26 protein-coding genes are annotated in these 18,259 nt (G+C 47.4%); all 26 read right to left on the minus strand.

What is annotated here, in order from left to right; genetic code table 11:
- Positions 1-29: 29 nt before the first annotated feature.
- The 26 genes from rpmD to rpoC all read right to left on the minus strand — a co-directional run bounded on the left by rpmD (position 30) and on the right by rpoC (position 18,196).
- Positions 30-218, minus strand: coding sequence for a 50S ribosomal protein L30 (gene rpmD / locus AC6RNO_RS31715; protein ID WP_163953700.1), 189 nt, complete (start codon positions 216-218; stop codon positions 30-32).
- Between the two features lie 12 nt (positions 219-230).
- Positions 231-728, minus strand: a complete 498-nt coding sequence (gene rpsE / locus AC6RNO_RS31720; RefSeq protein WP_474686335.1) for a 30S ribosomal protein S5 — start codon at positions 726-728, stop codon at positions 231-233.
- A gap of 28 nt (positions 729-756) precedes the next feature.
- The gene (gene rplR / locus AC6RNO_RS31725) at positions 757-1,125 is read right to left on the minus strand and encodes a 50S ribosomal protein L18 (protein ID WP_474686333.1); all 369 of its coding nucleotides are present in this window, start codon (positions 1,123-1,125) and stop codon (positions 757-759) included.
- A 101-nt stretch (positions 1,126-1,226) separates the two neighbouring features.
- The gene (gene rplF / locus AC6RNO_RS31730) at positions 1,227-1,769 is read right to left on the minus strand and encodes a 50S ribosomal protein L6 (protein WP_474686331.1); all 543 of its coding nucleotides are present in this window, start codon (positions 1,767-1,769) and stop codon (positions 1,227-1,229) included.
- 29 nt (positions 1,770-1,798) lie between these two features.
- Positions 1,799-2,197 carry a 30S ribosomal protein S8 gene (gene rpsH / locus AC6RNO_RS31735; RefSeq protein ID WP_474686329.1) on the minus strand — a complete coding sequence of 133 codons (399 nt, stop codon included), beginning with the start codon at positions 2,195-2,197 and terminating at the stop codon, positions 1,799-1,801.
- Between the two features lie 32 nt (positions 2,198-2,229).
- On the minus strand, positions 2,230-2,415 hold the full coding sequence (locus AC6RNO_RS31740; protein WP_113022649.1) for a type Z 30S ribosomal protein S14: 186 nt from the start codon (positions 2,413-2,415) through the stop codon (positions 2,230-2,232).
- A 36-nt stretch (positions 2,416-2,451) separates the two neighbouring features.
- Positions 2,452-2,994 carry a 50S ribosomal protein L5 gene (gene rplE, locus AC6RNO_RS31745; RefSeq protein WP_474686327.1) on the minus strand — a complete coding sequence of 181 codons (543 nt, stop codon included), beginning with the start codon at positions 2,992-2,994 and terminating at the stop codon, positions 2,452-2,454.
- A gap of 32 nt (positions 2,995-3,026) precedes the next feature.
- Positions 3,027-3,380 carry a 50S ribosomal protein L24 gene (gene rplX, locus AC6RNO_RS31750; RefSeq protein WP_474686325.1) on the minus strand — a complete coding sequence of 118 codons (354 nt, stop codon included), beginning with the start codon at positions 3,378-3,380 and terminating at the stop codon, positions 3,027-3,029.
- A 41-nt stretch (positions 3,381-3,421) separates the two neighbouring features.
- The gene (gene rplN, locus AC6RNO_RS31755; protein WP_474686323.1) at positions 3,422-3,790 is read right to left on the minus strand and encodes a 50S ribosomal protein L14; all 369 of its coding nucleotides are present in this window, start codon (positions 3,788-3,790) and stop codon (positions 3,422-3,424) included.
- A 36-nt stretch (positions 3,791-3,826) separates the two neighbouring features.
- Positions 3,827-4,090 carry a 30S ribosomal protein S17 gene (gene rpsQ, locus AC6RNO_RS31760; RefSeq protein ID WP_474686321.1) on the minus strand — a complete coding sequence of 88 codons (264 nt, stop codon included), beginning with the start codon at positions 4,088-4,090 and terminating at the stop codon, positions 3,827-3,829.
- Between the two features lie 27 nt (positions 4,091-4,117).
- Positions 4,118-4,315 carry a 50S ribosomal protein L29 gene (gene rpmC / locus AC6RNO_RS31765; RefSeq protein ID WP_134756089.1) on the minus strand — a complete coding sequence of 66 codons (198 nt, stop codon included), beginning with the start codon at positions 4,313-4,315 and terminating at the stop codon, positions 4,118-4,120.
- Entirely contained in the window at positions 4,305-4,739 is a 435-nt protein-coding gene (gene rplP, locus AC6RNO_RS31770) for a 50S ribosomal protein L16 (RefSeq protein WP_474686319.1), read from the minus strand. Before rplP ends, rpmC begins: the two co-directional genes overlap by 11 nt.
- A 3-nt stretch (positions 4,740-4,742) precedes the next feature.
- The gene (rpsC, locus tag AC6RNO_RS31775; protein ID WP_474686317.1) at positions 4,743-5,405 is read right to left on the minus strand and encodes a 30S ribosomal protein S3; all 663 of its coding nucleotides are present in this window, start codon (positions 5,403-5,405) and stop codon (positions 4,743-4,745) included.
- Positions 5,406-5,418: 13 nt separating this feature from the next.
- Positions 5,419-5,751, minus strand: a complete 333-nt coding sequence (rplV, locus tag AC6RNO_RS31780) for a 50S ribosomal protein L22 (protein WP_474686315.1) — start codon at positions 5,749-5,751, stop codon at positions 5,419-5,421.
- A 30-nt stretch (positions 5,752-5,781) separates the two neighbouring features.
- The gene (gene rpsS / locus AC6RNO_RS31785) at positions 5,782-6,060 is read right to left on the minus strand and encodes a 30S ribosomal protein S19 (protein WP_474686313.1); all 279 of its coding nucleotides are present in this window, start codon (positions 6,058-6,060) and stop codon (positions 5,782-5,784) included.
- A gap of 48 nt (positions 6,061-6,108) precedes the next feature.
- Positions 6,109-6,939, minus strand: coding sequence for a 50S ribosomal protein L2 (rplB, locus tag AC6RNO_RS31790; RefSeq protein ID WP_474686311.1), 831 nt, complete (start codon positions 6,937-6,939; stop codon positions 6,109-6,111).
- 30 nt (positions 6,940-6,969) lie between these two features.
- A complete protein-coding gene (gene rplW, locus AC6RNO_RS31795; RefSeq protein WP_474686309.1) occupies positions 6,970-7,260 on the minus strand; it encodes a 50S ribosomal protein L23 in 291 nt (96 codons plus the stop codon).
- Complete coding sequence (rplD, locus tag AC6RNO_RS31800) at positions 7,257-7,883, minus strand: 50S ribosomal protein L4 (RefSeq protein ID WP_474686308.1); 627 nt, start codon at positions 7,881-7,883, stop codon at positions 7,257-7,259. Before rplD ends, rplW begins: the two co-directional genes overlap by 4 nt.
- A 16-nt stretch (positions 7,884-7,899) precedes the next feature.
- Entirely contained in the window at positions 7,900-8,523 is a 624-nt protein-coding gene (rplC, locus tag AC6RNO_RS31805) for a 50S ribosomal protein L3 (RefSeq protein WP_474686306.1), read from the minus strand.
- 45 nt (positions 8,524-8,568) lie between these two features.
- The gene (gene rpsJ / locus AC6RNO_RS31810; protein ID WP_028557496.1) at positions 8,569-8,877 is read right to left on the minus strand and encodes a 30S ribosomal protein S10; all 309 of its coding nucleotides are present in this window, start codon (positions 8,875-8,877) and stop codon (positions 8,569-8,571) included.
- Positions 8,878-9,704: 827 nt separating this feature from the next.
- Positions 9,705-10,895: an elongation factor Tu gene (gene tuf / locus AC6RNO_RS31815; protein WP_474686304.1), complete on the minus strand. Its 1,191-nt coding sequence runs from the start codon at positions 10,893-10,895 to the stop codon at positions 9,705-9,707.
- A gap of 38 nt (positions 10,896-10,933) precedes the next feature.
- A complete protein-coding gene (gene fusA, locus AC6RNO_RS31820) occupies positions 10,934-13,009 on the minus strand; it encodes an elongation factor G (protein WP_474686302.1) in 2,076 nt (691 codons plus the stop codon).
- 38 nt (positions 13,010-13,047) lie between these two features.
- Entirely contained in the window at positions 13,048-13,518 is a 471-nt protein-coding gene (rpsG, locus tag AC6RNO_RS31825) for a 30S ribosomal protein S7 (RefSeq protein WP_134756067.1), read from the minus strand.
- A gap of 44 nt (positions 13,519-13,562) precedes the next feature.
- Entirely contained in the window at positions 13,563-13,982 is a 420-nt protein-coding gene (gene rpsL / locus AC6RNO_RS31830; protein WP_474686300.1) for a 30S ribosomal protein S12, read from the minus strand.
- A 163-nt stretch (positions 13,983-14,145) separates the two neighbouring features.
- The gene (locus AC6RNO_RS31835) at positions 14,146-14,397 is read right to left on the minus strand and encodes a ribosomal L7Ae/L30e/S12e/Gadd45 family protein (RefSeq protein ID WP_474686298.1); all 252 of its coding nucleotides are present in this window, start codon (positions 14,395-14,397) and stop codon (positions 14,146-14,148) included.
- 178 nt (positions 14,398-14,575) lie between these two features.
- Positions 14,576-18,196: a DNA-directed RNA polymerase subunit beta' gene (rpoC, locus tag AC6RNO_RS31840; protein ID WP_474686296.1), complete on the minus strand. Its 3,621-nt coding sequence runs from the start codon at positions 18,194-18,196 to the stop codon at positions 14,576-14,578.
- Positions 18,197-18,259 lie beyond the last annotated feature (63 nt).

The raw sequence follows: 18,259 nt of genomic DNA on the forward strand, positions 1-18,259 counted from the left end.
CACCTCCTCTAGATCTAAATGTGTAGCATTTATGCTTCGATTTCTTTAACTTCTACCAAGTGGCTTACTTGATTGACCATGCCTCTGATCGCTGCGTTGTCTTGGTGAACAACAGTTTGGTGCAGCTTGCGCAGACCTAATGTTTTCACAGTGACGCGTTGAGTTTCAGGACGGCCGATCAGGCTGCGTTTCAGGGTAATTTGTAATTGCTTCGCCATGTTTACCCCTCCTTAACCTAATAGCTCTTCAACTGTTTTACCGCGAAGCTTAGCGACTTCTTCCGCTCTTTTCAAACGGCTTAAGCCTTCAAGCGTTGCGTTAACCATGTTAATGGAGTTGGAAGAGCCAAGGGATTTGGTCAAAATATCGCCGACACCGGCAAGCTCGAGAACCGCACGAACCGGTCCGCCTGCGATAACTCCAGTACCTTGGGAAGCCGGCTTAAGCAGAACGCGGCCTGCGCCAAAACGGCCAGTAACAAGGTGAGGAATGGAAGTTCCTACGATAGGAACGTGAATCAGGTTCTTTTTCGCATCTTCGATGCCTTTGCGAATCGCGTCTGGTACTTCGGATGCTTTACCGATCCCTGCACCAACCCAGCCATTGCCGTCGCCTACGACAACAAGTGCGCTGAAGCTGAAACGGCGTCCGCCTTTTACTACTTTAGCTACGCGGTTAATGTTTACAACTTTTTCAGTTAGTTCTAAAGTATTCGGATCTACACGCAAGTCTCTTACCTCCTTATATATGTTTTTCCTAGAATTCTAATCCTGCTTCGCGAGCTGCATCAGCCAATGCTTGCACGCGTCCATGGTACAGGTATCCGCCGCGGTCAAAAACCACTTGGGCAAAACCTTTTTCTTTTGCACGTTTTGCGATCAGTTCGCCGACTTTACGAGCAGCTTCTACGTTACCACCGTTGCCCACTTCTGCTTTCAGTTCTTTATCCTGAGTCGAAGCGGACGCTACAGTGACGCCAGTCGTATCATCGATCAATTGAGCGTACATGTGCTTGGAAGAACGGAAAATGTTCAACCGAGGACGAGCCGTAGTTCCTTCGATTTTTTTACGAACGCGAAGGTGTCTTTTCAGACGCGCTTTGTTTTTATCGCTTTTAGTAATCATGAATACTTACACTCCTTTCATCATCTTATGATGCGAGGTCTATACTTACGAAGCCGGTCTTCTCACGAAAACCCAGAGCTCTTACCCGCGATCTGACTAGCTTATTTTTTCTTACCTGCTTTACCTTCTTTGCGAAGGATGCGTTCGCCTTCATACTTGATACCTTTACCTTTGTAAGGCTCAGGCTCACGAACAGCGCGAACTTTGGCAGCTGTAGCGCCGACCAGTTCTTTATCGATGCCTTTAACGATAATTTTCGTGTTGGAAGGCACTTCGAATTCGATTCCGCTCTCGGGAGCGATTTCCACCGGATGGGAGTAGCCAACGTTCAGAACCAGTTTGTCGCCGCTTTTGTTAGCACGGTAACCAACGCCTACAAGATCCAACGATTTCGAGAAACCTTCCGTTACACCGTTTACCATGTTGGCAACGACACTGCGTGTAGTACCATGCAGGGAACGGTGAAGTTTGTTATCGGAAGGACGCTCAACGGAAATCTCGTTCTCCAGAACGTTGATTTTCATATCTTTATGAAGTTCACGAGACAAAGTGCCTTTAGGCCCTTTAACTGTGATTAAAGTATTGTCCAGGGTTACATTAACACCACTTGGAATGGTGATCGGTTTGCGACCAATACGAGACATGTTTGCACCTCCATTCAATTACAATTGTATTACCAAACGTAGCAGATAACCTCTCCGCCTGCTTTGGATTGACGAGCATCTTTATCCGTCATAACTCCTTTGGAAGTGGAGATGATGGCAATCCCCAAACCGCCCAGTACACGAGGGATTTCTTGAGACTTAGTATATACGCGCAGACCTGGTTTGCTGATTCTTTTCAAACCGGAGATAACACGCTCGTTGTTTGAACCGTATTTCAGGAACAAACGGATGATACCTTGTTTGCTGTCCTCAACGTATTCAGCGTCACGAATAAATCCTTCTTTTTTCAGGATTTCAGCGATTTCCCGTTTCATTTTGGATGCAGGGATTTCAACTGTTTCATGACGAACGATATTTGCGTTACGGATGCGTGTTAGCATATCTGCAATTGGATCTGACATGACCATTTGTGTAAACCTCCTTCCCGAAAATAGGCTGATTACCAGCTTGCTTTTTTCACACCTGGAATCTGACCTTTGTAAGCTAATTCACGGAAACAAATTCTGCAAATTTTAAACTTGCGAAGCACGGAATGCGGACGACCGCAGCGCTCGCAGCGTGTGTATGCTTGAACTTTAAACTTCGGAGCGCGTTGCTGCTTGATTTTCATCGAAGTTTTTGCCACTTAATATTCCACCTCCTGATAGGTACAATTGGTAACCTATTTAACGAAAGGAGCGCCGAGTTGGGTTAAAAGCTCGCGAGCTTCTTCGTCGGACTTAGCTGTCGTTACGATAACGATATCCATACCACGAACTTTATCAATTTTATCATACTCGATCTCTGGGAAGATCAGTTGCTCTTTCAGACCCAGTGTGTAGTTGCCGCGGCCGTCAAAAGCCTTGTTGGAAATACCACGGAAGTCACGTACGCGAGGAAGCGCAACGTTGAAGAGTTTATCCAAGAAGTGATACATACGCTCGCCGCGCAGTGTCACTTTCACGCCGATCGGCATATTTTCACGAAGCTTGAAACCCGCGATGGATTTTTTCGCTCTCGTTACAACCGGTTTTTGTCCTGCGATTTTTTGCAGATCTTCTACAGCGGTATCCAGTACTTTGGAGTTCGATACAGCTTCACCAACACCCATGTTGATAACGACTTTCTCGATCTTAGGTACTTGCATAACTGTTGTGTAGTTGAACTTTTGAATCAGCGCAGGCGTAATTTCATTCAAATAACGATCTTTCATTCTTGCTGACATGTTTCAGTTGCCTCCTTTCCGTGCTTTTGGCATTAGTCGATGACTTCACCGGATTTTTTCGCTACGCGAACTTTTGTTCCGTTCTCTAAAACTTTGTAACCTACGCGAGTAGGTTTGCCGCTCTTAGGATCAATCAGCATCACGTTGGAAACGTGGATTGGAGCTTCTTGATTCAAGATGCCGCCTTGCGGATTTTGTTGGGTAGGCTTCGCATGTTTTTTAACCATGTTGACACCTTCGACCAATACACGGTTTTCACGAGGGTAAGCAGCGATAACGCGGCCCTTTTTACCTTTGTCTTTACCGGTAATTACAAAAACCGTATCGTCTTTTTTCACGTGCAGTTTATTGTTATGAGACTCAAGTCTCTTTTTGGTTCTTGGCATTGTGTTCTACACCTCCTGAAAGCATACTTCAAAACGCTTTATTAGATAACTTCTGGAGCCAAGGATACGATCTTCATGAAGTCTTTGTCACGAAGTTCGCGAGCAACCGGTCCAAAAATACGAGTTCCGCGCGGGCTTTTATCTTCTTTCACGATAACAGCTGCGTTCTCGTCAAAAGAGATGTATGATCCGTCTTTACGGCGAGCACCGCTCTTCGTACGAACGATAACTGCTTTAACAACATCGCCTTTTTTGACAACGCCGCCTGGTGTTGCTTCTTTTACAGAACAGATGATCAAATCACCAATATGACCTACGCGACGACCTGTACCACCCAAAACGCGGATACACATCAATTGCTTAGCGCCCGAGTTGTCAGCAACCGCCAAACGAGTAAATGGTTGAATCATCGTAGTCCCTCCTTTCGGGGTTCATGCCTGAAATGTTTAAATAATTACTGCTTCTTCCACGATTTCAACCAGTCTCCAACGTTTGTCTTTGGAAATCGGTCTAGTTTCCATGATTTTCACGACGTCGCCAATTTTAGCTTGATTGTTTTCGTCGTGAGCTTTGAATTTTTTCGTATATTTGATTCTCTTGTGATAGAGATCATGTTTTTTGTAAGTTTCAACAGCAACAACGATGGTTTTATCCATTTTATCGCTGACGACTTTACCGATCTGCACTTTACGCTCATTGCGTTCAGCCATTTACGAAGCCCTCCTTTCTAGATTTGGTTAGCCAATCCCCAATTCTCTTTCACGCAAAACAGTCTTGGCACGAGCGATCTCTTTGCGCAAATCGCGAATTTGAGTCGGGTTGTCCAATTGACCTGTAGCTAGTTGAAAACGGAGGTTAAAGAGTTCTTCTTTAAAACCATTGACTTTTTGCTCGATCTCAGCAGTGGTTAAGTTGCGGAATTCACTAGCCTTCATTTGCTTCACCACCTACTTCATCTCTTTTCACGAACTTCGTTTTGATTGGAAGCTTGTGAGCAGCAAGACGCATCGCTTCGCGAGCGACTTCTTCGCTTACACCAGCAAGTTCAAACAAAATTTTGCCCGGTTTAACAACGGAAACCCATTTTTCCACGTTACCTTTACCGCTACCCATCCGAACTTCAAGCGGCTTTTGCGTAATTGGTTTTGCTGGGAAAATTTTGATCCATACTTTACCGCCACGTTTGATGTAACGTGTCATCGCAATACGCGCAGATTCGATTTGACGGTTGGTTACCCAAGCCGGTTCCATCGCTTGCAAGCCGTATTCGCCAAAGGCAACTTCCGTACCGCCTTTAGCGCGACCTTTCATGTTACCACGGTGTTCCTTACGGTGTTTTACACGTTTAGGTACTAACATGATTTAATTTCCTCCTTCCGGCTGAGCCTTTTTCTTAGCTGTCGGAAGAACTTCTCCACGATAAATCCATACTTTCACACCGATACGTCCGTAAGTAGTGTGTGCTTCTGCAGTACCGTAATCGATATCCGCGCGAAGCGTATGAAGTGGAACTGTTCCTTCGCTATATCCTTCCGTACGGGCGATCTCAGCGCCGCCAAGACGTCCGCTAGTTGCAACTTTAATTCCTTTTGCCCCGGATCTCATTGTTCTTTGGATAGCTTGTTTCATTGCACGACGGAATGAAACGCGGCGCTCCAATTGTTGAGCGATGCTTTCTGCAACAAGAATTGCGTCCAGCTCAGGGTTTTTGATTTCAGAGATGTTGATGTGAACTTTTTTACCGGACAGAGCAGCGATGTAGTTGCGGATAACTTCAACTTCAGCTCCGCCTTTACCGATAACCATGCCTGGTTTCGCAGTATGAATCGTTACGTTCACACGGTTAGCCGCGCGCTCGATATCGATGTGGGATACTGCAGAATCTTTTAATTTATTTTTCAAGTATTCGCGAATTTTGACGTCTTCAAGCAGCAGAGTTCCGAAATCTTTTTCTGCGAACCATTTGGACTCCCAATCGCGAATAATTCCGATTCTAAGACCTACCGGGTTTACTTTCTGACCCACACGTTATCCCTCCTTATTTCTCAGATACCACTAATGTAATGTGGCTGGTACGTTTTCTGATTGCACTTGCGCGGCCCATCGCACGTTGTTGGAACCTTTTCATTGTCGGTCCTTGGTTCACAAACGCTTGAGTAACCACTAATTTATTCGGATCTAACGAATAGTTGTGCTCTGCATTGGCAATAGCGGAGTTCAGAAGTTTCTCCAGAATTGGAGAAGCTGCTTTAGGTGTGTGACGCAGAATCGCAATCGCCTCACCTACCGCTTTTCCCCGAATCAAGTCAACAACGAGTTGTGCTTTACGAGGAGCAATCCGAGCATGATTAAGAACTGCTTTAGCTTGCATGGTAGTACCTCCTCTCGGTTAAAAATGCGATTAGCGTTTGCCTGTTTTCTTGTCGTCGTCGTGACCTTTGTAAGTACGAGTTGGCGCGAACTCACCAAGCTTATGTCCTACCATGTCTTCAGTTACATACACAGGCACGTGTTTTCTTCCATCGTACACTCCGAAAGTGTGGCCTACGAATTGCGGGAAAATCGTAGAGCGACGGGACCAAGTTTTAACAACTACTTTCTTGCTTGAAGCGTTCAAGTCTTCTACTTTTTTCAGCAAGTATCCATCGATAAATGGACCTTTCTTTAAGCTGCGACCCATGGGTGTTCCTCCCTTCCTTGAACCTCACGAATATTGAAATATCCAGGATTACTTCGTACGACGGCGCACGATGTATTTATCGGATGCTTTACCTTTTTTACGAGTTTTGTAACCGAGCGTAGGTTTGCCCCATGGAGACATAGGCGATTTACGTCCGATTGGCGCGCGTCCTTCACCACCACCGTGTGGGTGATCGTTAGGGTTCATAACAACCCCGCGGACTTGAGGGCGATTGCCTTTCCAGCGGTTACGACCAGCTTTACCGATTTTGACAAGCTCATGATCTTCGTTGCCTACAGATCCGATTGTCGCGCGGCAAACTTTAAGCACTTTGCGAACTTCGCCGGAAGAAAGACGAACTGTTGCATATTGCTCTTCTTTACCCAGCAATTGAGCTTCAGTTCCAGCGGCGCGAACCATTTGTCCGCCTTTGCCAGGCTTCAACTCAATGTTGTGGATAACTGTACCGACCGGAATGTTTTCCAGTGGAAGAGCGTTACCTATTTTAATGTCGGATTGCGGTCCGGATACGATTTGATCTCCCACTTTAAGACCTTTAGGAGCGAGAATGTATCTTTTCTCACCGTCTGCGTAGTTGATCAAAGCGATGTTAGCGGAACGGTTAGGATCGTACTCAATTGTAGCAACGCGTCCTGGTATTCCGTCTTTGGTACGTTTGAAATCGATAATCCGGTATTTACGCTTGTGGCCGCCGCCGTGGTGACGAACCGTAATTTTACCTTGGTTGTTCCGTCCAGCTGTTTTGCTCAAAGGAGACAGCAAGGACTTCTCCGGTGTAGATGTGGTGATTTCTTCAAAAGTAGAAACCGACATAGCACGTCTAGCCGGGGACGTTGGTTTATATTTTTTAATCGGCACTCCGATTCCCTCCTTACTTCAAAAAATGTGTTATACCGTTTCGAAGAATTCCAGTTCTTTGCTTTCCGCGCTCAGGGACACGATAGCTTTCTTCCATTCGGAAGTGTAGCCGAAGTGACGGCCGTAACGTTTTGGCTTGGCTGGCATTCTGAGTGTGTTAACATTCGTAACTTTAACTTTGAAAATAGCTTCGATAGCTTGTTTGATTTCCGTTTTGTTAGCGCGAATATCGACTTCAAAAGCGTACTTTTTGTTAGCCATCAGTTCGCTTGTACGTTCAGTGATGATCGGGCGCTTGATAATGTCGCGTGGATTTTTCATTGTGCAAGCACCTCCTCTACTTTCTGTACAGCGTCTTTTGTAATGATCAGTTTGTCATGCAGCATGACATCCAGAACGCTAATTCCATCAGCAGCAACAAATTTCACACCTGGGATGTTACGAGCGGAAAGAGCTGCGTTGGAGTCACTTTCAAGACCAACTACGAGCACTTTTCTATCCACTTTCAGGTTATTCAAAATAGCTGCGAACTCTTTCGTCTTAGGAGCATTCAATTGAAGTTGATCAAGTACAATCAATCCGTTATCGATCACTTTCGAAGACAAAGCGGATTTAATCGCCAAACGACGAACTTTTTTAGGCAGTTTGTAACCGTAGCTGCGAGGTGTCGGACCAAAAACGGTACCGCCGCCTTTCCACTGCGGAGCACGGATACTACCTTGACGGGCACGACCTGTACCTTTTTGCTTCCAAGGTTTACGTCCGCCGCCGCGCACTTCAGAACGACCTTTTGTTTTGTGAGTACCTTGACGAACAGCAGCCTGCTGTAAAAGAACAGCTTCATGAATCGCATGAACGTGAGGCTCAATTCCGAAAACAACATCAGACAGCTCGATTTCACCAACTTGAGCACCTGTTACGTTATATAAAGCTACTTTTGGCATCAGTCTTCCTCCTTTCTTACTTTTTAACAGCGGATTTCACGCTTACGTAGCTGTTAGTAGGGCCTGGAATGGAACCTTTAACAAGCAGTACATTGCGCTCAGCATCCACTTTAATGATTTGCAGATTTTGCAAAGTTACGGTTTCGTTACCCATATGTCCTGGCAGGTTTTTACCTTTAGGAACACGGTTGGCTTGAATGGAACCCATGGAACCTGGTCCGCGGTGATAGCGGGAGCCGTGAGCCATTGGCCCTCTGGATTGGTTATGTCTTTTGATGTTACCTTGGAACCCTTTACCTTTGGAAGTACCTGTTACATCAACGAATTCGCCTTCTGCGAACAGATCTGCCTTCAATTCCTGGCCAACTTCGTAATCAGCCAACTGAACGCCGCGAATTTCTTTAACGTAGCGCTTAGGTGCTGCCCCTGCTTTTTTCGCATGGCCGAGCTCTGGCTTAATGACTCTGCTTGCTTTTTTATCATCAAAACCGATTTGGATCGACTCATATCCGTCGTTATCCACATCTTTCTTTTGAAGAACCACACATGGTCCCGCTTGAATGACAGTTACCGGCACTACATTGCCTTCCGGAGTAAACACTTGTGTCATCCCAAGTTTTTTTCCTAAGATACCTTTCATCGTTGACACCTCTTTTCCTTCCTAAACGTTTGTTCTATAATTGTTTTACAGTTTGATCTCGATGTCTACACCAGACGGCAAGTCCAGTCTCATCAAAGCATCAACTGTTTGTGGCGTTGGATTCACAATATCGATAAGACGCTTATGCGTACGCATTTCGAATTGCTCGCGCGAATCCTTGTACTTGTGCACCGCACGAAGAATCGTGATGATTTGCTTCTCTGTAGGAAGCGGAATCGGACCGGATACACCTGCACCGGAACGCTTGGCAGTTTCCACGATTTTCTCAGCCGATTGATCGATAATTCTGTGATCATAAGCTTTCAAACGGATACGAATTTTTTGCTTTGCCATATAAGTCCCTCCTTCTATCGCCCAATTTAGTATCGGACATACTCCGTGAAAATTCTCCGGCAACCTGCCCCATGGCAAAGGGGCCGGGTGTGTCGGCAACCTCTCACATCATCGCAACGTCACAGACCAACGTTTAATATTATATAAAATCTGAAAATGAAAAGCAACAAAAATCTCAGCGAATATCACAAAAAGTTTAAAAAGCGAGCTTTCTGTGTCTTTCTTCATTATATTATAGAAGAAACAAGCGAAATTTTGCTGGTGTAAGCCTGTACTTTTGCAGGCTGTACTAGAAAGTCGCAAACACTCTGTGAGTGTTAGTGGAACCACTGGGGGGGCTAATTTAGAGAACAGCCGCTTTTTTCGAACGCGCGCCTCTCCTGGTGTAGGTCGTGGAACTGCATCACCGGGCAAGGGACAGCCTGCTAGAGAGAAAACCTGCAAAAGTGCAGGAATTTTCACTGAAAGTGAACCGGAGTCCATGTGTTCGGTGAAAAGCCTGCACTTTTGCAGGAATTGTTCGCAGCCAGTGATCAAGGACGCAAATTCATGTATTTTTGCAGGTTTTCTTCGTCCAGCGGGCAGTTTATGGCTATTCCCTCTAACGTGGGGGTTTTCTGGCAGCCATGTCGCAAGTCAAAAAAAATGAAATGACCCCATCATTAAAACGATGGGAAGCCCGGGACTTGTTGCTAGCTGCCGATTTTGCAGCAAGTACGGAAGCAGCTTGGCACGCAACTAGGGCCTGTACGAAGGCCGCAACTAACTGGCACTTACGCAAAAAACGCCCCCCGCCTAAGCGGAGAGCGCTCTTTATGGTGAAACAATTATTTTTGGATTGTAGCAACCGCGCCCGCACCAACTGTACGTCCGCCTTCACGAATCGCGAAACGAGTACCTTCTTCGATAGCGATTGGGGAGATCAGTTCTACAGTAACAGTGATGTTGTCGCCAGGCATAACCATTTCAGTACCTTCTGGAAGGTTGATGATACCAGTTACGTCTGTTGTACGGAAATAGAATTGTGGACGGTAGCCTGTGAAGAAAGGCTTATGACGGCCACCCTCTTCTTTAGTCAGAACGTAGATTTGAGCAGAAAAGTTCGTGTGAGGCTTAACTGAACCTGGTTTTGCAAGAACTTGTCCACGCTCGATATCTTTACGGTCTACACCGCGAAGCAGAGCTCCAATGTTGTCGCCAGCTTGAGCGGAATCAAGCAATTTGCGGAACATCTCTACGCCTGTTACGATGCATTTGCGAGTTTCTTCAGCGATACCTACGATTTCAACTTCGTCTTGTACTTTAACAGTACCACGCTCTACACGGCCTGTAGCAACTGTTCCGCGGCCTGTGATGGAGAATACGTCCTCAACCGGCATAAGGAAAGGCTTGTCAGTGTCGCGCTCTGGAGTTGGGATGTAAGTATCAACTTGCTCAAACAACTCGATGATTTTATCAGCCCAAGGACCATCCGGATTTTGAAGAGCTTCACGAGCTGCACCACGGATGATTGGAGTGTCATCGCCTGGGAACTCGTACTCGTTCAGCAGGTCGCGAACTTCCATCTCAACCAGTTCAAGCAACTCATCATCTTCAACCATGTCGCATTTGTTCAAGAATACGACGATGTAAGGAACGCCTACTTGGCGGGAGAGCAGGATGTGTTCGCGAGTTTGCGGCATAGGACCGTCAGCTGCGGATACAACCAGGATCGCTCCGTCCATTTGTGCAGCACCAGTGATCATGTTTTTAACATAGTCAGCATGGCCTGGGCAGTCAACGTGCGCATAGTGGCGGTTAGGTGTTTCATATTCAACGTGAGCTGTGGAGATTGTGATACCGCGCTCGCGCTCTTCTGGTGCTTTATCGATTTGGTCGAATGCTACTGCAGCTCCACCGTATCTTTTGGAAAGTACAGTTGTAATAGCAGCAGTCAAAGTTGTTTTACCATGGTCAACGTGACCGATAGTACCGATGTTAACATGCGGTTTGTTACGTTCAAATTTAGCCTTTGCCATTTCAAACGATTCCTCCTTAGAGTAACTATTAGTTTATATTAAGCGCCTTTACCCTTTGCGATAATTTCTTCAGCAATGGATTTAGGTACTTCTTCATAGTGGGAAATTTCCATGGAGTAAACACCACGGCCTTGTGTTCTGGAGCGAAGTGTTGTGGAGTATCCAAACATTTCGGACAGAGGCACTTTGGCACGGATGATTTGAGCGCCATGGCGGTTATCCATACCTTCGATACGTCCGCGGCGGGAGTTAAGGTCGCCCATAACATCGCCCATGTACTCTTCAGGCACAGTAACTTCCACTTTCATGATTGGCTCAAGAAGAACCGGCTTACATTTGTCTTTGGCAGCTTTAAGTGCCATGGAACCCGCGATTTTGAACGCCATTTCATTGGAGTCAACATCATGGTAGGAACCGTCGACAACAGTAGCTTTGATATCCACGAGTGGGAATCCTGCGAGAACCCCGTTCTTCATGGACTCTTCGATACCCGCTTGAATCGGAGCGATATATTCTCTAGGAATCGATCCGCCCACGATCTTGCTTTCGAATAAGAATCCTGCCCCAGCTTCTTGTGGTGCAAATTCAACCCAACAATGTCCGTATTGACCACGGCCACCGGATTGGCGAACGAACTTACCTTCCACTTTAGCTGCAGCGCGGAAAGTTTCACGGTAAGCAACCTGCGGTTTACCTACGTTGGTTTCCACTTTGAACTCGCGAAGCATACGGTCAACGAGAATCTCAAGGTGAAGCTCACCCATACCTGCGATAATCGTTTGTCCTGTTTCTTCGTCTGTGTGAGCGCGGAAAGTAGGATCTTCCTCGGCAAGCTTTTGCAGAGCGATACCCATTTTATCTTGGTCAGCCTTCGTTTTCGGTTCAACAGCAAGCTGGATAACCGGCTCAGGGAAGTTCATGGACTCAAGAATAACCGGGTTTTTCTCATCGCAAAGCGTGTCGCCCGTAGTCGTATCTTTCAAGCCAACCGCTGCCGCGATATCACCGGAGTAAACTTCGCTGATTTCTTGACGGCTGTTAGCATGCATTTGCAGGATACGGCCAACGCGCTCGCGTTTGCCTTTCGTTGCATTCAGAACGTAAGAACCGGAGCTCAATACGCCGGAGTACACGCGGAAGAAAGTGAGTCGGCCCACGAACGGGTCTGTCATGATTTTGAATGCAAGCGCTGAGAACGGTTGGTCGTCAGCAGATTTGCGAATCACTTCAGTACCATCGTCAAGTACGCCTTTAATGTCAGGTACGTCAACTGGAGCAGGAAGATAATCAATAACCGCATCCAGCATCAATTGAACGCCTTTGTTTCTGTAAGAAGATCCGCAGATAACCGGGAAAATCTTAACTTCGCAGACACCTTTGCGGAGTGCTGCTTTAATTTCAGCTACAGTAAGTTCTTCGCCTTCGAGATATTTCATTGTAAGCTCTTCATCAAGCTCAGCAACTTTCTCTACCAGTTCCAATCTCAGTTCTGCAACTTTATCTTTGAACTCAGCTGGGATTTCCACTTTCTCGATATCCTTGCCAAGATCGTCTTTGTACATATACGCCACTTCGTCAACCAAGTCGATGATGCCTTTGAAATCATTCTCAGCACCGATCGGAAGTTGAATAGCAACTGCATTTGCACCAAGCTTAAGGCGCATGGAATCAACGACGGCCAGGTAATCGGCTCCGATAATATCCATTTTGTTTACGTACGCGATCCGAGGAACGCCGTAACGGTCAGCTTGTCTCCAAACTGTTTCCGATTGCGGCTCAACGCCTTCTTTCGCACTGAAAACGCCAACTGCTCCATCCAACACACGAAGGGAACGCTCTACTTCAACAGTAAAGTCAACGTGTCCCGGGGTATCGATGATATTGATGCGGTGACCAGCCCATTGCGCAGTCGTAGCGGCGGAAGTAATCGTGATTCCGCGCTCCTGCTCTTGCTCCATCCAGTCCATCGTAGCGGCACCTTCGTGCACTTCTCCGATTTTGTGAACTCGGCCCGTGTAGTACAAAATGCGCTCTGTCGTAGTCGTTTTACCAGCGTCAATATGAGCCATGATCCCGATATTGCGTGTGTTTTTTAAGGAGAACTCTCTAGCCATAGGTCGGTATGTCTCCTTTCTGTATTTGAATCTTTATTCTACCAACGATAGTGAGCAAACGCTTTGTTTGCTTCAGCCATTTTGTGCGTATCTTCACGTTTCTTAACGGAAGAACCCGTGTTGTTGCTAGCGTCGATAATTTCAAAAGCCAATCTTTCTTCCATCGTCTTCTCACCGCGAAGACGGGAGTAGTTCACCAACCAACGCAAGCCTAAAGTCGTACGGCGCTCAGGCTTAACTTCGATCGGCACTTGGTAGTTAGCTCCACCCACACGGCGTGCTTTTACTTCCAAAACCGGCATGATGTTCTTGATTGCTTGCTCGAACACTTCCATCGGTTCTTTACCCGTGCGGTCTTTCACAAGGTTAAAAGCATTGTATAAAATGGACTGTGCCACCCCTCTTTTTCCGTCAATCATGATGCGATTGATGAGACGAGTAACAAGCTTGCTATTGTAAATCGGATCTGGCAATACATCTCTGCGAGTAACTGGACCTTTACGAGGCATAGTTATCCCCCTTTCTCGAAAAAATCATCCTTGAAATCAATTGCTTACTTTTTAACTTTCGGACGTTTAGCACCGTATTTGGAACGGGCTTGCTTACGGTTGTTAACACCCGCTGTATCCAAAGCGCCACGCACGATGTGGTAACGTACCCCTGGAAGGTCTTTAACCCTGCCCCCACGGATCAATACAACGCTATGCTCTTGCAGGTTGTGACCGATACCTGGAATGTAAGCAGTCACCTCTACGCGGTTCGTCAAGCGAACACGAGCATATTTACGAAGTGCGGAGTTCGGCTTCTTAGGAGTCATTGTACCTACACGAGTGCAGACACCGCGTTTTTGAGGCGCGCTCAAATCCGTCGACTCTCTTTTCAAAGCGTTGAATCCTTTTTGCAAAGCCGGGGATTTGGATTTATCCACCTTTGCTTCACGGCCTTTACGTACTAATTGGTTAATTGTTGGCATATCGCCACCTCCTCCCTACTTTCATGAAAATAACTACAGCTTTTTGCAAGCCCACAGATCCAGGCGAGTCGTAAATGAGCAAAGGAAAAGTTTTTGCCGAGGACTGCAAACAGATTCCCAAGAATCTTCATGTTTCTATCCAGCAACAAAAACATTCATATACCTATTCATTCACAACAGCTGCTACCGCAGCTCCAACTTCAATTCCACATGCTTTACCTAGCATTTTCATAGAATCAACGTAGGTTACGGGCACATCCATCTTTTTACAGAGGCTTACCAGTTTTATCGTCAATCGCGGATCTGCATCTTTGGCGACAAACACTTCGACGGCTTTGCCTTGCTCAACCGTCTTCGTCGCTTTCTTCGTACCTACACTTACATTCTTCGCCTGTTTGACTTTATCATAAGACATGAACGTCATCCTCCAAAGCGCAGGAAAGCATAGTAACTTAGGCACACTACGATATATTAGCATCTCGATCATGCAGTGTCAAGATTATACTTGCACATTACAAAATCTTTATTTTTGACAAAGCACACGGGAAAGTCCGCTCATTCAAACGGCTTTCCCGCATCGCTTTTTTCAACATTTATTCGACAGCAACCGTCTCTTTTTCCAAATCTTCGTCCTGCAAGAGCTCCTCATTCGGATCCGTGATGCGGATGTTCCGATAACGAGGCATACCGGTTCCAGCCGGAATCAGCTTGCCGATAATGACGTTCTCTTTCAGACCGAGGAGCTGGTCAACCTTGCCTTTAATAGCCGCATCCGTCAAGACGCGTGTAGTCTCCTGGAAAGATGCCGCGGACAAGAAGGAGTCCGTCTCCAGGGACGCTTTGGTAATACCGAGCAGGATGGGTCTCGCGACAGCCGGTTCGTTGCCTGCAAACAGGGCCACTTTGTTGGCTTCTTCATATTCGTGAATGTCTACGAAGGAACCTGGCAGCAGCGTCGTGTCTCCGGCGTCAACGATGCGGATTTTGCGCAGCATTTGACGAACCATCACTTCAATATGCTTATCGTTGATTTCTACCCCTTGGTTACGGTAAACGCGTTGTACTTCTTGCAAAATGTAGTTCTGCACACCGCGGATACCTTTGATACGCAGCATATCTTTAGGGTCGATGGAGCCGTCTGTCAGCTCATCCCCTGCTTCGATATGCTGGTTAACGGATACGCGGATACGGGAGCCGTAAGGCACAGCGTAAACCTTGGACTCCGCTTCGCCCTGAACCTCGATTTCGCGGCGGTCTTTGGCTTCGCGGATTTCTTTCACGATGCCATCGATTTCCGTGATAATCGCTTGGCCTTTCGGATTCCGGGCTTCGAAGAGCTCTTGAATACGCGGCAAACCTTGCGTAATGTCGTCTCCGGCAACGCCCCCGGTATGGAACGTACGCATCGTGAGCTGTGTTCCCGGCTCGCCGATCGATTGAGCGGCGATGATGCCGACAGCTTCCCCGATCTCGACGTGCTGGCCTGTCGCCAGGTTGCGGCCGTAGCATTTTTTACATACGCCATGGCGCGAGCGGCAGCTCAATACGGAACGGATTTGCAGCCTCTCGATTCCGGCCGCGATGATAGCGTCGGCAATGTTGGCTTCAATAAGCTCATTGCGCTGAACAATGACTTCGCCGGTCTCAGGATGACGCAAAGTTTCAAACGCGTAGCGTCCTTCAATACGGTCGTAAAGGTCTTCGATAACCTCTTTGCCGTCTTGAATTTTGCTGACCATAAAGCCTTTATCCGTGCCGCAATCTTCATCGCGGACGATAACGTCCTGCGCGACGTCGACGAGACGACGGGTCAAGTAACCGGAGTCGGCTGTACGAAGCGCCGTATCGGCAAGACCTTTACGGGCACCGTGCGTAGAAATAAAGTACTCCAGGATGGTCAGACCTTCACGGAAGTTCGATTTGATCGGCAACTCCATGATTTTACCGGACGGGTTGGCCATCAGCCCCCGCATACCGCCCAACTGGGTAATCTGCGATTTGTTACCCCGGGCTTTGGATTCCACCATCATGTTGATGGAATTGTATTTATCGAGGGATTTCATCAAAATTTCCGTGATTTCATCCTTCGCTTTGCTCCAGATCGCGATAACGCGGTCATAGCGCTCTTCATCGGTGATCAAGCCGCGGCGGTATTGGTTCGTAACTACGCGGACTTTCTCTTCGCATTCTTTGAGGATTCCTTCTTTTTCAGTTGGAACGACAACGTCGGATACGGCTACGGTAATCCCCGCTTTAGTGGAGTACGTAAAGCCGAGCTCCTTGATTTTATCCAGAATGATCGAAGTTTGCGTCGTATGGTACTTACGGAAACATTCGGCAATGATCGATCCCAGATACTCTTTGCCTACCGCTTTGTTCTCATCACGCTCCAGCATAATCGCCCTCAGATCGGCGCCTTTATCAAAAACAAAGTGCGAATCCGGAATACCGTTCAGCAGATTCGTTTTCGTCGGCTCGTTGATGAAAGGGAAATCGCTCGGGAAAATTTCGTTGAAAATGATCTTCCCGATCGTTGTGATCAGCATGGCGTTCTGTTGGCTCTCTGTGAAGCTTGCTTTGTTCAGCGCCTTGGCCGGAATAGCCACGCGGGCGTGCAAAGCTGACTTGCCGGATTGGTAAGACGAAACCGCCTCATGTACGGTTCTGATAATAGCGCCGGCGCCTTTGGCAAATTTGTTGTCCGTCGTCAAATAGAAGCTTCCGAGGACCATGTCCTGAGAAGGCGTAACGACCGGCTTGCCGTCTTTCGGGTTCAAAATGTTGCCCGATGCAAGCATCAGCACCCGGGCTTCCGCTTGCGCTTCGGACGACAACGGTACGTGAACGGCCATTTGGTCGCCGTCGAAGTCGGCGTTGTAAGCCGTACATACGAGCGGATGCAGCTTGATGGCGCGGCCTTCGACGAGAATCGGCTCGAACGCCTGAATCCCGAGTCTATGCAGCGTGGGGGCACGGTTCAGCAGAACCGGATGCTCCTTAATAACTTCTTCGAGTACGTCCCAAACATCAGGACTTACACGCTCAACCTTGCGTTTGGCGCTCTTGATGTTATGAGCCAACCCTTTATTCACAAGCTCTTTCATGACGAAAGGCTTGAACAGTTCAAGTGCCATTTCCTTAGGAAGACCGCATTGGTACATCTTCAGGTTAGGGCCTACGACGATAACGGAACGGCCGGAGTAGTCAACGCGTTTACCGAGCAAGTTTTGACGGAAACGTCCTTGTTTCCCTTTCAGCATATGGCTGAGCGATTTCAAAGGACGGTTGCCGGGACCTGTAACCGGACGGCCGCGGCGGCCGTTGTCGATCAATGCGTCAACCGCTTCCTGAAGCATCCGTTTTTCGTTTTGCACGATAATGTCCGGCGCGCCGAGATCGAGCAATCTTTTCAAACGGTTGTTGCGGTTAATGACGCGGCGGTACAGATCGTTCAAGTCGGAAGTCGCAAAGCGTCCGCCATCGAGCTGTACCATCGGGCGAAGCTCAGGCGGGATGACCGGAAGGACGTCAAGAACCATCCACTCCGGCATATTTTTGGAATTGCGGAATGCTTCCATAACTTCCAAACGCTTAATCGCACGGTTGCGGCGTTGGCCTTGAGCCGTTTTCAGCTCTTCCTTCAGCATCTCGACTTCGCGGTCGATGTCGATATCCTGCAGCAGCTTTTTCACGGCTTCCGCGCCCATGCCGGCCTGGAACGCATACCCGTATTTTTCACGGTAACTGCGGTATTCTTTTTCCGACAGCAGCTGTTTTTTCTCAAGAGGCGTATCGCCTGGATCCGTAACCACATAGGAAGCAAAGTAAATGATCTCCTCCAACGATCTTGGAGACATATCCAGAGCTAGCCCCATTCGGCTCGGAATTCCCTTAAAATACCAGATATGGGAAACAGGAGCAGCAAGTTCGATATGGCCCATGCGCTCGCGGCGAACCTTTTGACGGGTTACTTCAACGCCGCATCGGTCACAGACGACGCCTTTATAACGGACGCGCTTGTATTTACCGCAATGACATTCCCAGTCCTTGGTTGGCCCGAAGATTTTTTCGCAGAAGAGGCCTTCCTTCTCCGGTTTTAAGGTTCTGTAGTTGATTGTTTCCGGTTTTTTTACTTCCCCACGGGACCATGAGCGTATTTTTTCGGGCGATGCCAAGCCGATTTTCATAAACTCGAAGTTGTTAACGTCCATCAAGGAGCAACCCTCCTTTAAGAATTTAAACCTTACTATGCAGTGAATCGTGCTCGATCTATTGCT

It is taken from the genome of Paenibacillus sp. sgz302190 (genome assembly GCF_059820445.1).

What these genes read in the sequence shown, in the direction of transcription:
- rplX (WP_474686325.1), bottom strand. Translation starts at nt 3,380, where the DNA reads ATGCCAAGAACCAAAAAGAGACTTGAGTCTCATAACAATAAACTGCAC.
- rplN (WP_474686323.1), bottom strand. Translation starts at nt 3,790, where the DNA reads ATGATTCAACCATTTACTCGTTTGGCGGTTGCTGACAACTCGGGCGCT.
- fusA (WP_474686302.1), bottom strand. Translation starts at nt 13,009, where the DNA reads ATGGCTAGAGAGTTCTCCTTAAAAAACACACGCAATATCGGGATCATG.
- rpsG (WP_134756067.1), bottom strand. Translation starts at nt 13,518, where the DNA reads ATGCCTCGTAAAGGTCCAGTTACTCGCAGAGATGTATTGCCAGATCCG.
- rplE (WP_474686327.1), bottom strand. Translation starts at nt 2,994, where the DNA reads ATGTCAGCAAGAATGAAAGATCGTTATTTGAATGAAATTACGCCTGCG.
- rpsL (WP_474686300.1), bottom strand. Translation starts at nt 13,982, where the DNA reads ATGCCAACAATTAACCAATTAGTACGTAAAGGCCGTGAAGCAAAGGTG.
- rplV (WP_474686315.1), bottom strand. Translation starts at nt 5,751, where the DNA reads ATGCAAGCTAAAGCAGTTCTTAATCATGCTCGGATTGCTCCTCGTAAA.
- rplF (WP_474686331.1), bottom strand. Translation starts at nt 1,769, where the DNA reads ATGTCTCGTATTGGTCGCAAACCGATCACCATTCCAAGTGGTGTTAAT.
- rplC (WP_474686306.1), bottom strand. Translation starts at nt 8,523, where the DNA reads ATGAAAGGTATCTTAGGAAAAAAACTTGGGATGACACAAGTGTTTACT.
- rpsJ (WP_028557496.1), bottom strand. Translation starts at nt 8,877, where the DNA reads ATGGCAAAGCAAAAAATTCGTATCCGTTTGAAAGCTTATGATCACAGA.
- tuf (WP_474686304.1), bottom strand. Translation starts at nt 10,895, where the DNA reads ATGGCAAAGGCTAAATTTGAACGTAACAAACCGCATGTTAACATCGGT.
- rpsH (WP_474686329.1), bottom strand. Translation starts at nt 2,197, where the DNA reads ATGGTCATGTCAGATCCAATTGCAGATATGCTAACACGCATCCGTAAC.
- AC6RNO_RS31835 (WP_474686298.1), bottom strand. Translation starts at nt 14,397, where the DNA reads ATGTCTTATGATAAAGTCAAACAGGCGAAGAATGTAAGTGTAGGTACG.
- rpsS (WP_474686313.1), bottom strand. Translation starts at nt 6,060, where the DNA reads ATGGGTCGCAGCTTAAAGAAAGGTCCATTTATCGATGGATACTTGCTG.
- rplP (WP_474686319.1), bottom strand. Translation starts at nt 4,739, where the DNA reads ATGTTAGTACCTAAACGTGTAAAACACCGTAAGGAACACCGTGGTAAC.
- rpsQ (WP_474686321.1), bottom strand. Translation starts at nt 4,090, where the DNA reads ATGGCTGAACGCAATGAGCGTAAAGTGCAGATCGGTAAAGTCGTCAGC.
- rpmC (WP_134756089.1), bottom strand. Translation starts at nt 4,315, where the DNA reads ATGAAGGCTAGTGAATTCCGCAACTTAACCACTGCTGAGATCGAGCAA.
- rplW (WP_474686309.1), bottom strand. Translation starts at nt 7,260, where the DNA reads ATGAAAAATCCACGCGACATTATCAAGCGCCCGATCATCACTGAACGT.
- rpmD (WP_163953700.1), bottom strand. Translation starts at nt 218, where the DNA reads ATGGCGAAGCAATTACAAATTACCCTGAAACGCAGCCTGATCGGCCGT.
- rplR (WP_474686333.1), bottom strand. Translation starts at nt 1,125, where the DNA reads ATGATTACTAAAAGCGATAAAAACAAAGCGCGTCTGAAAAGACACCTT.
- rplD (WP_474686308.1), bottom strand. Translation starts at nt 7,883, where the DNA reads ATGCCAAAAGTAGCTTTATATAACGTAACAGGTGCTCAAGTTGGTGAA.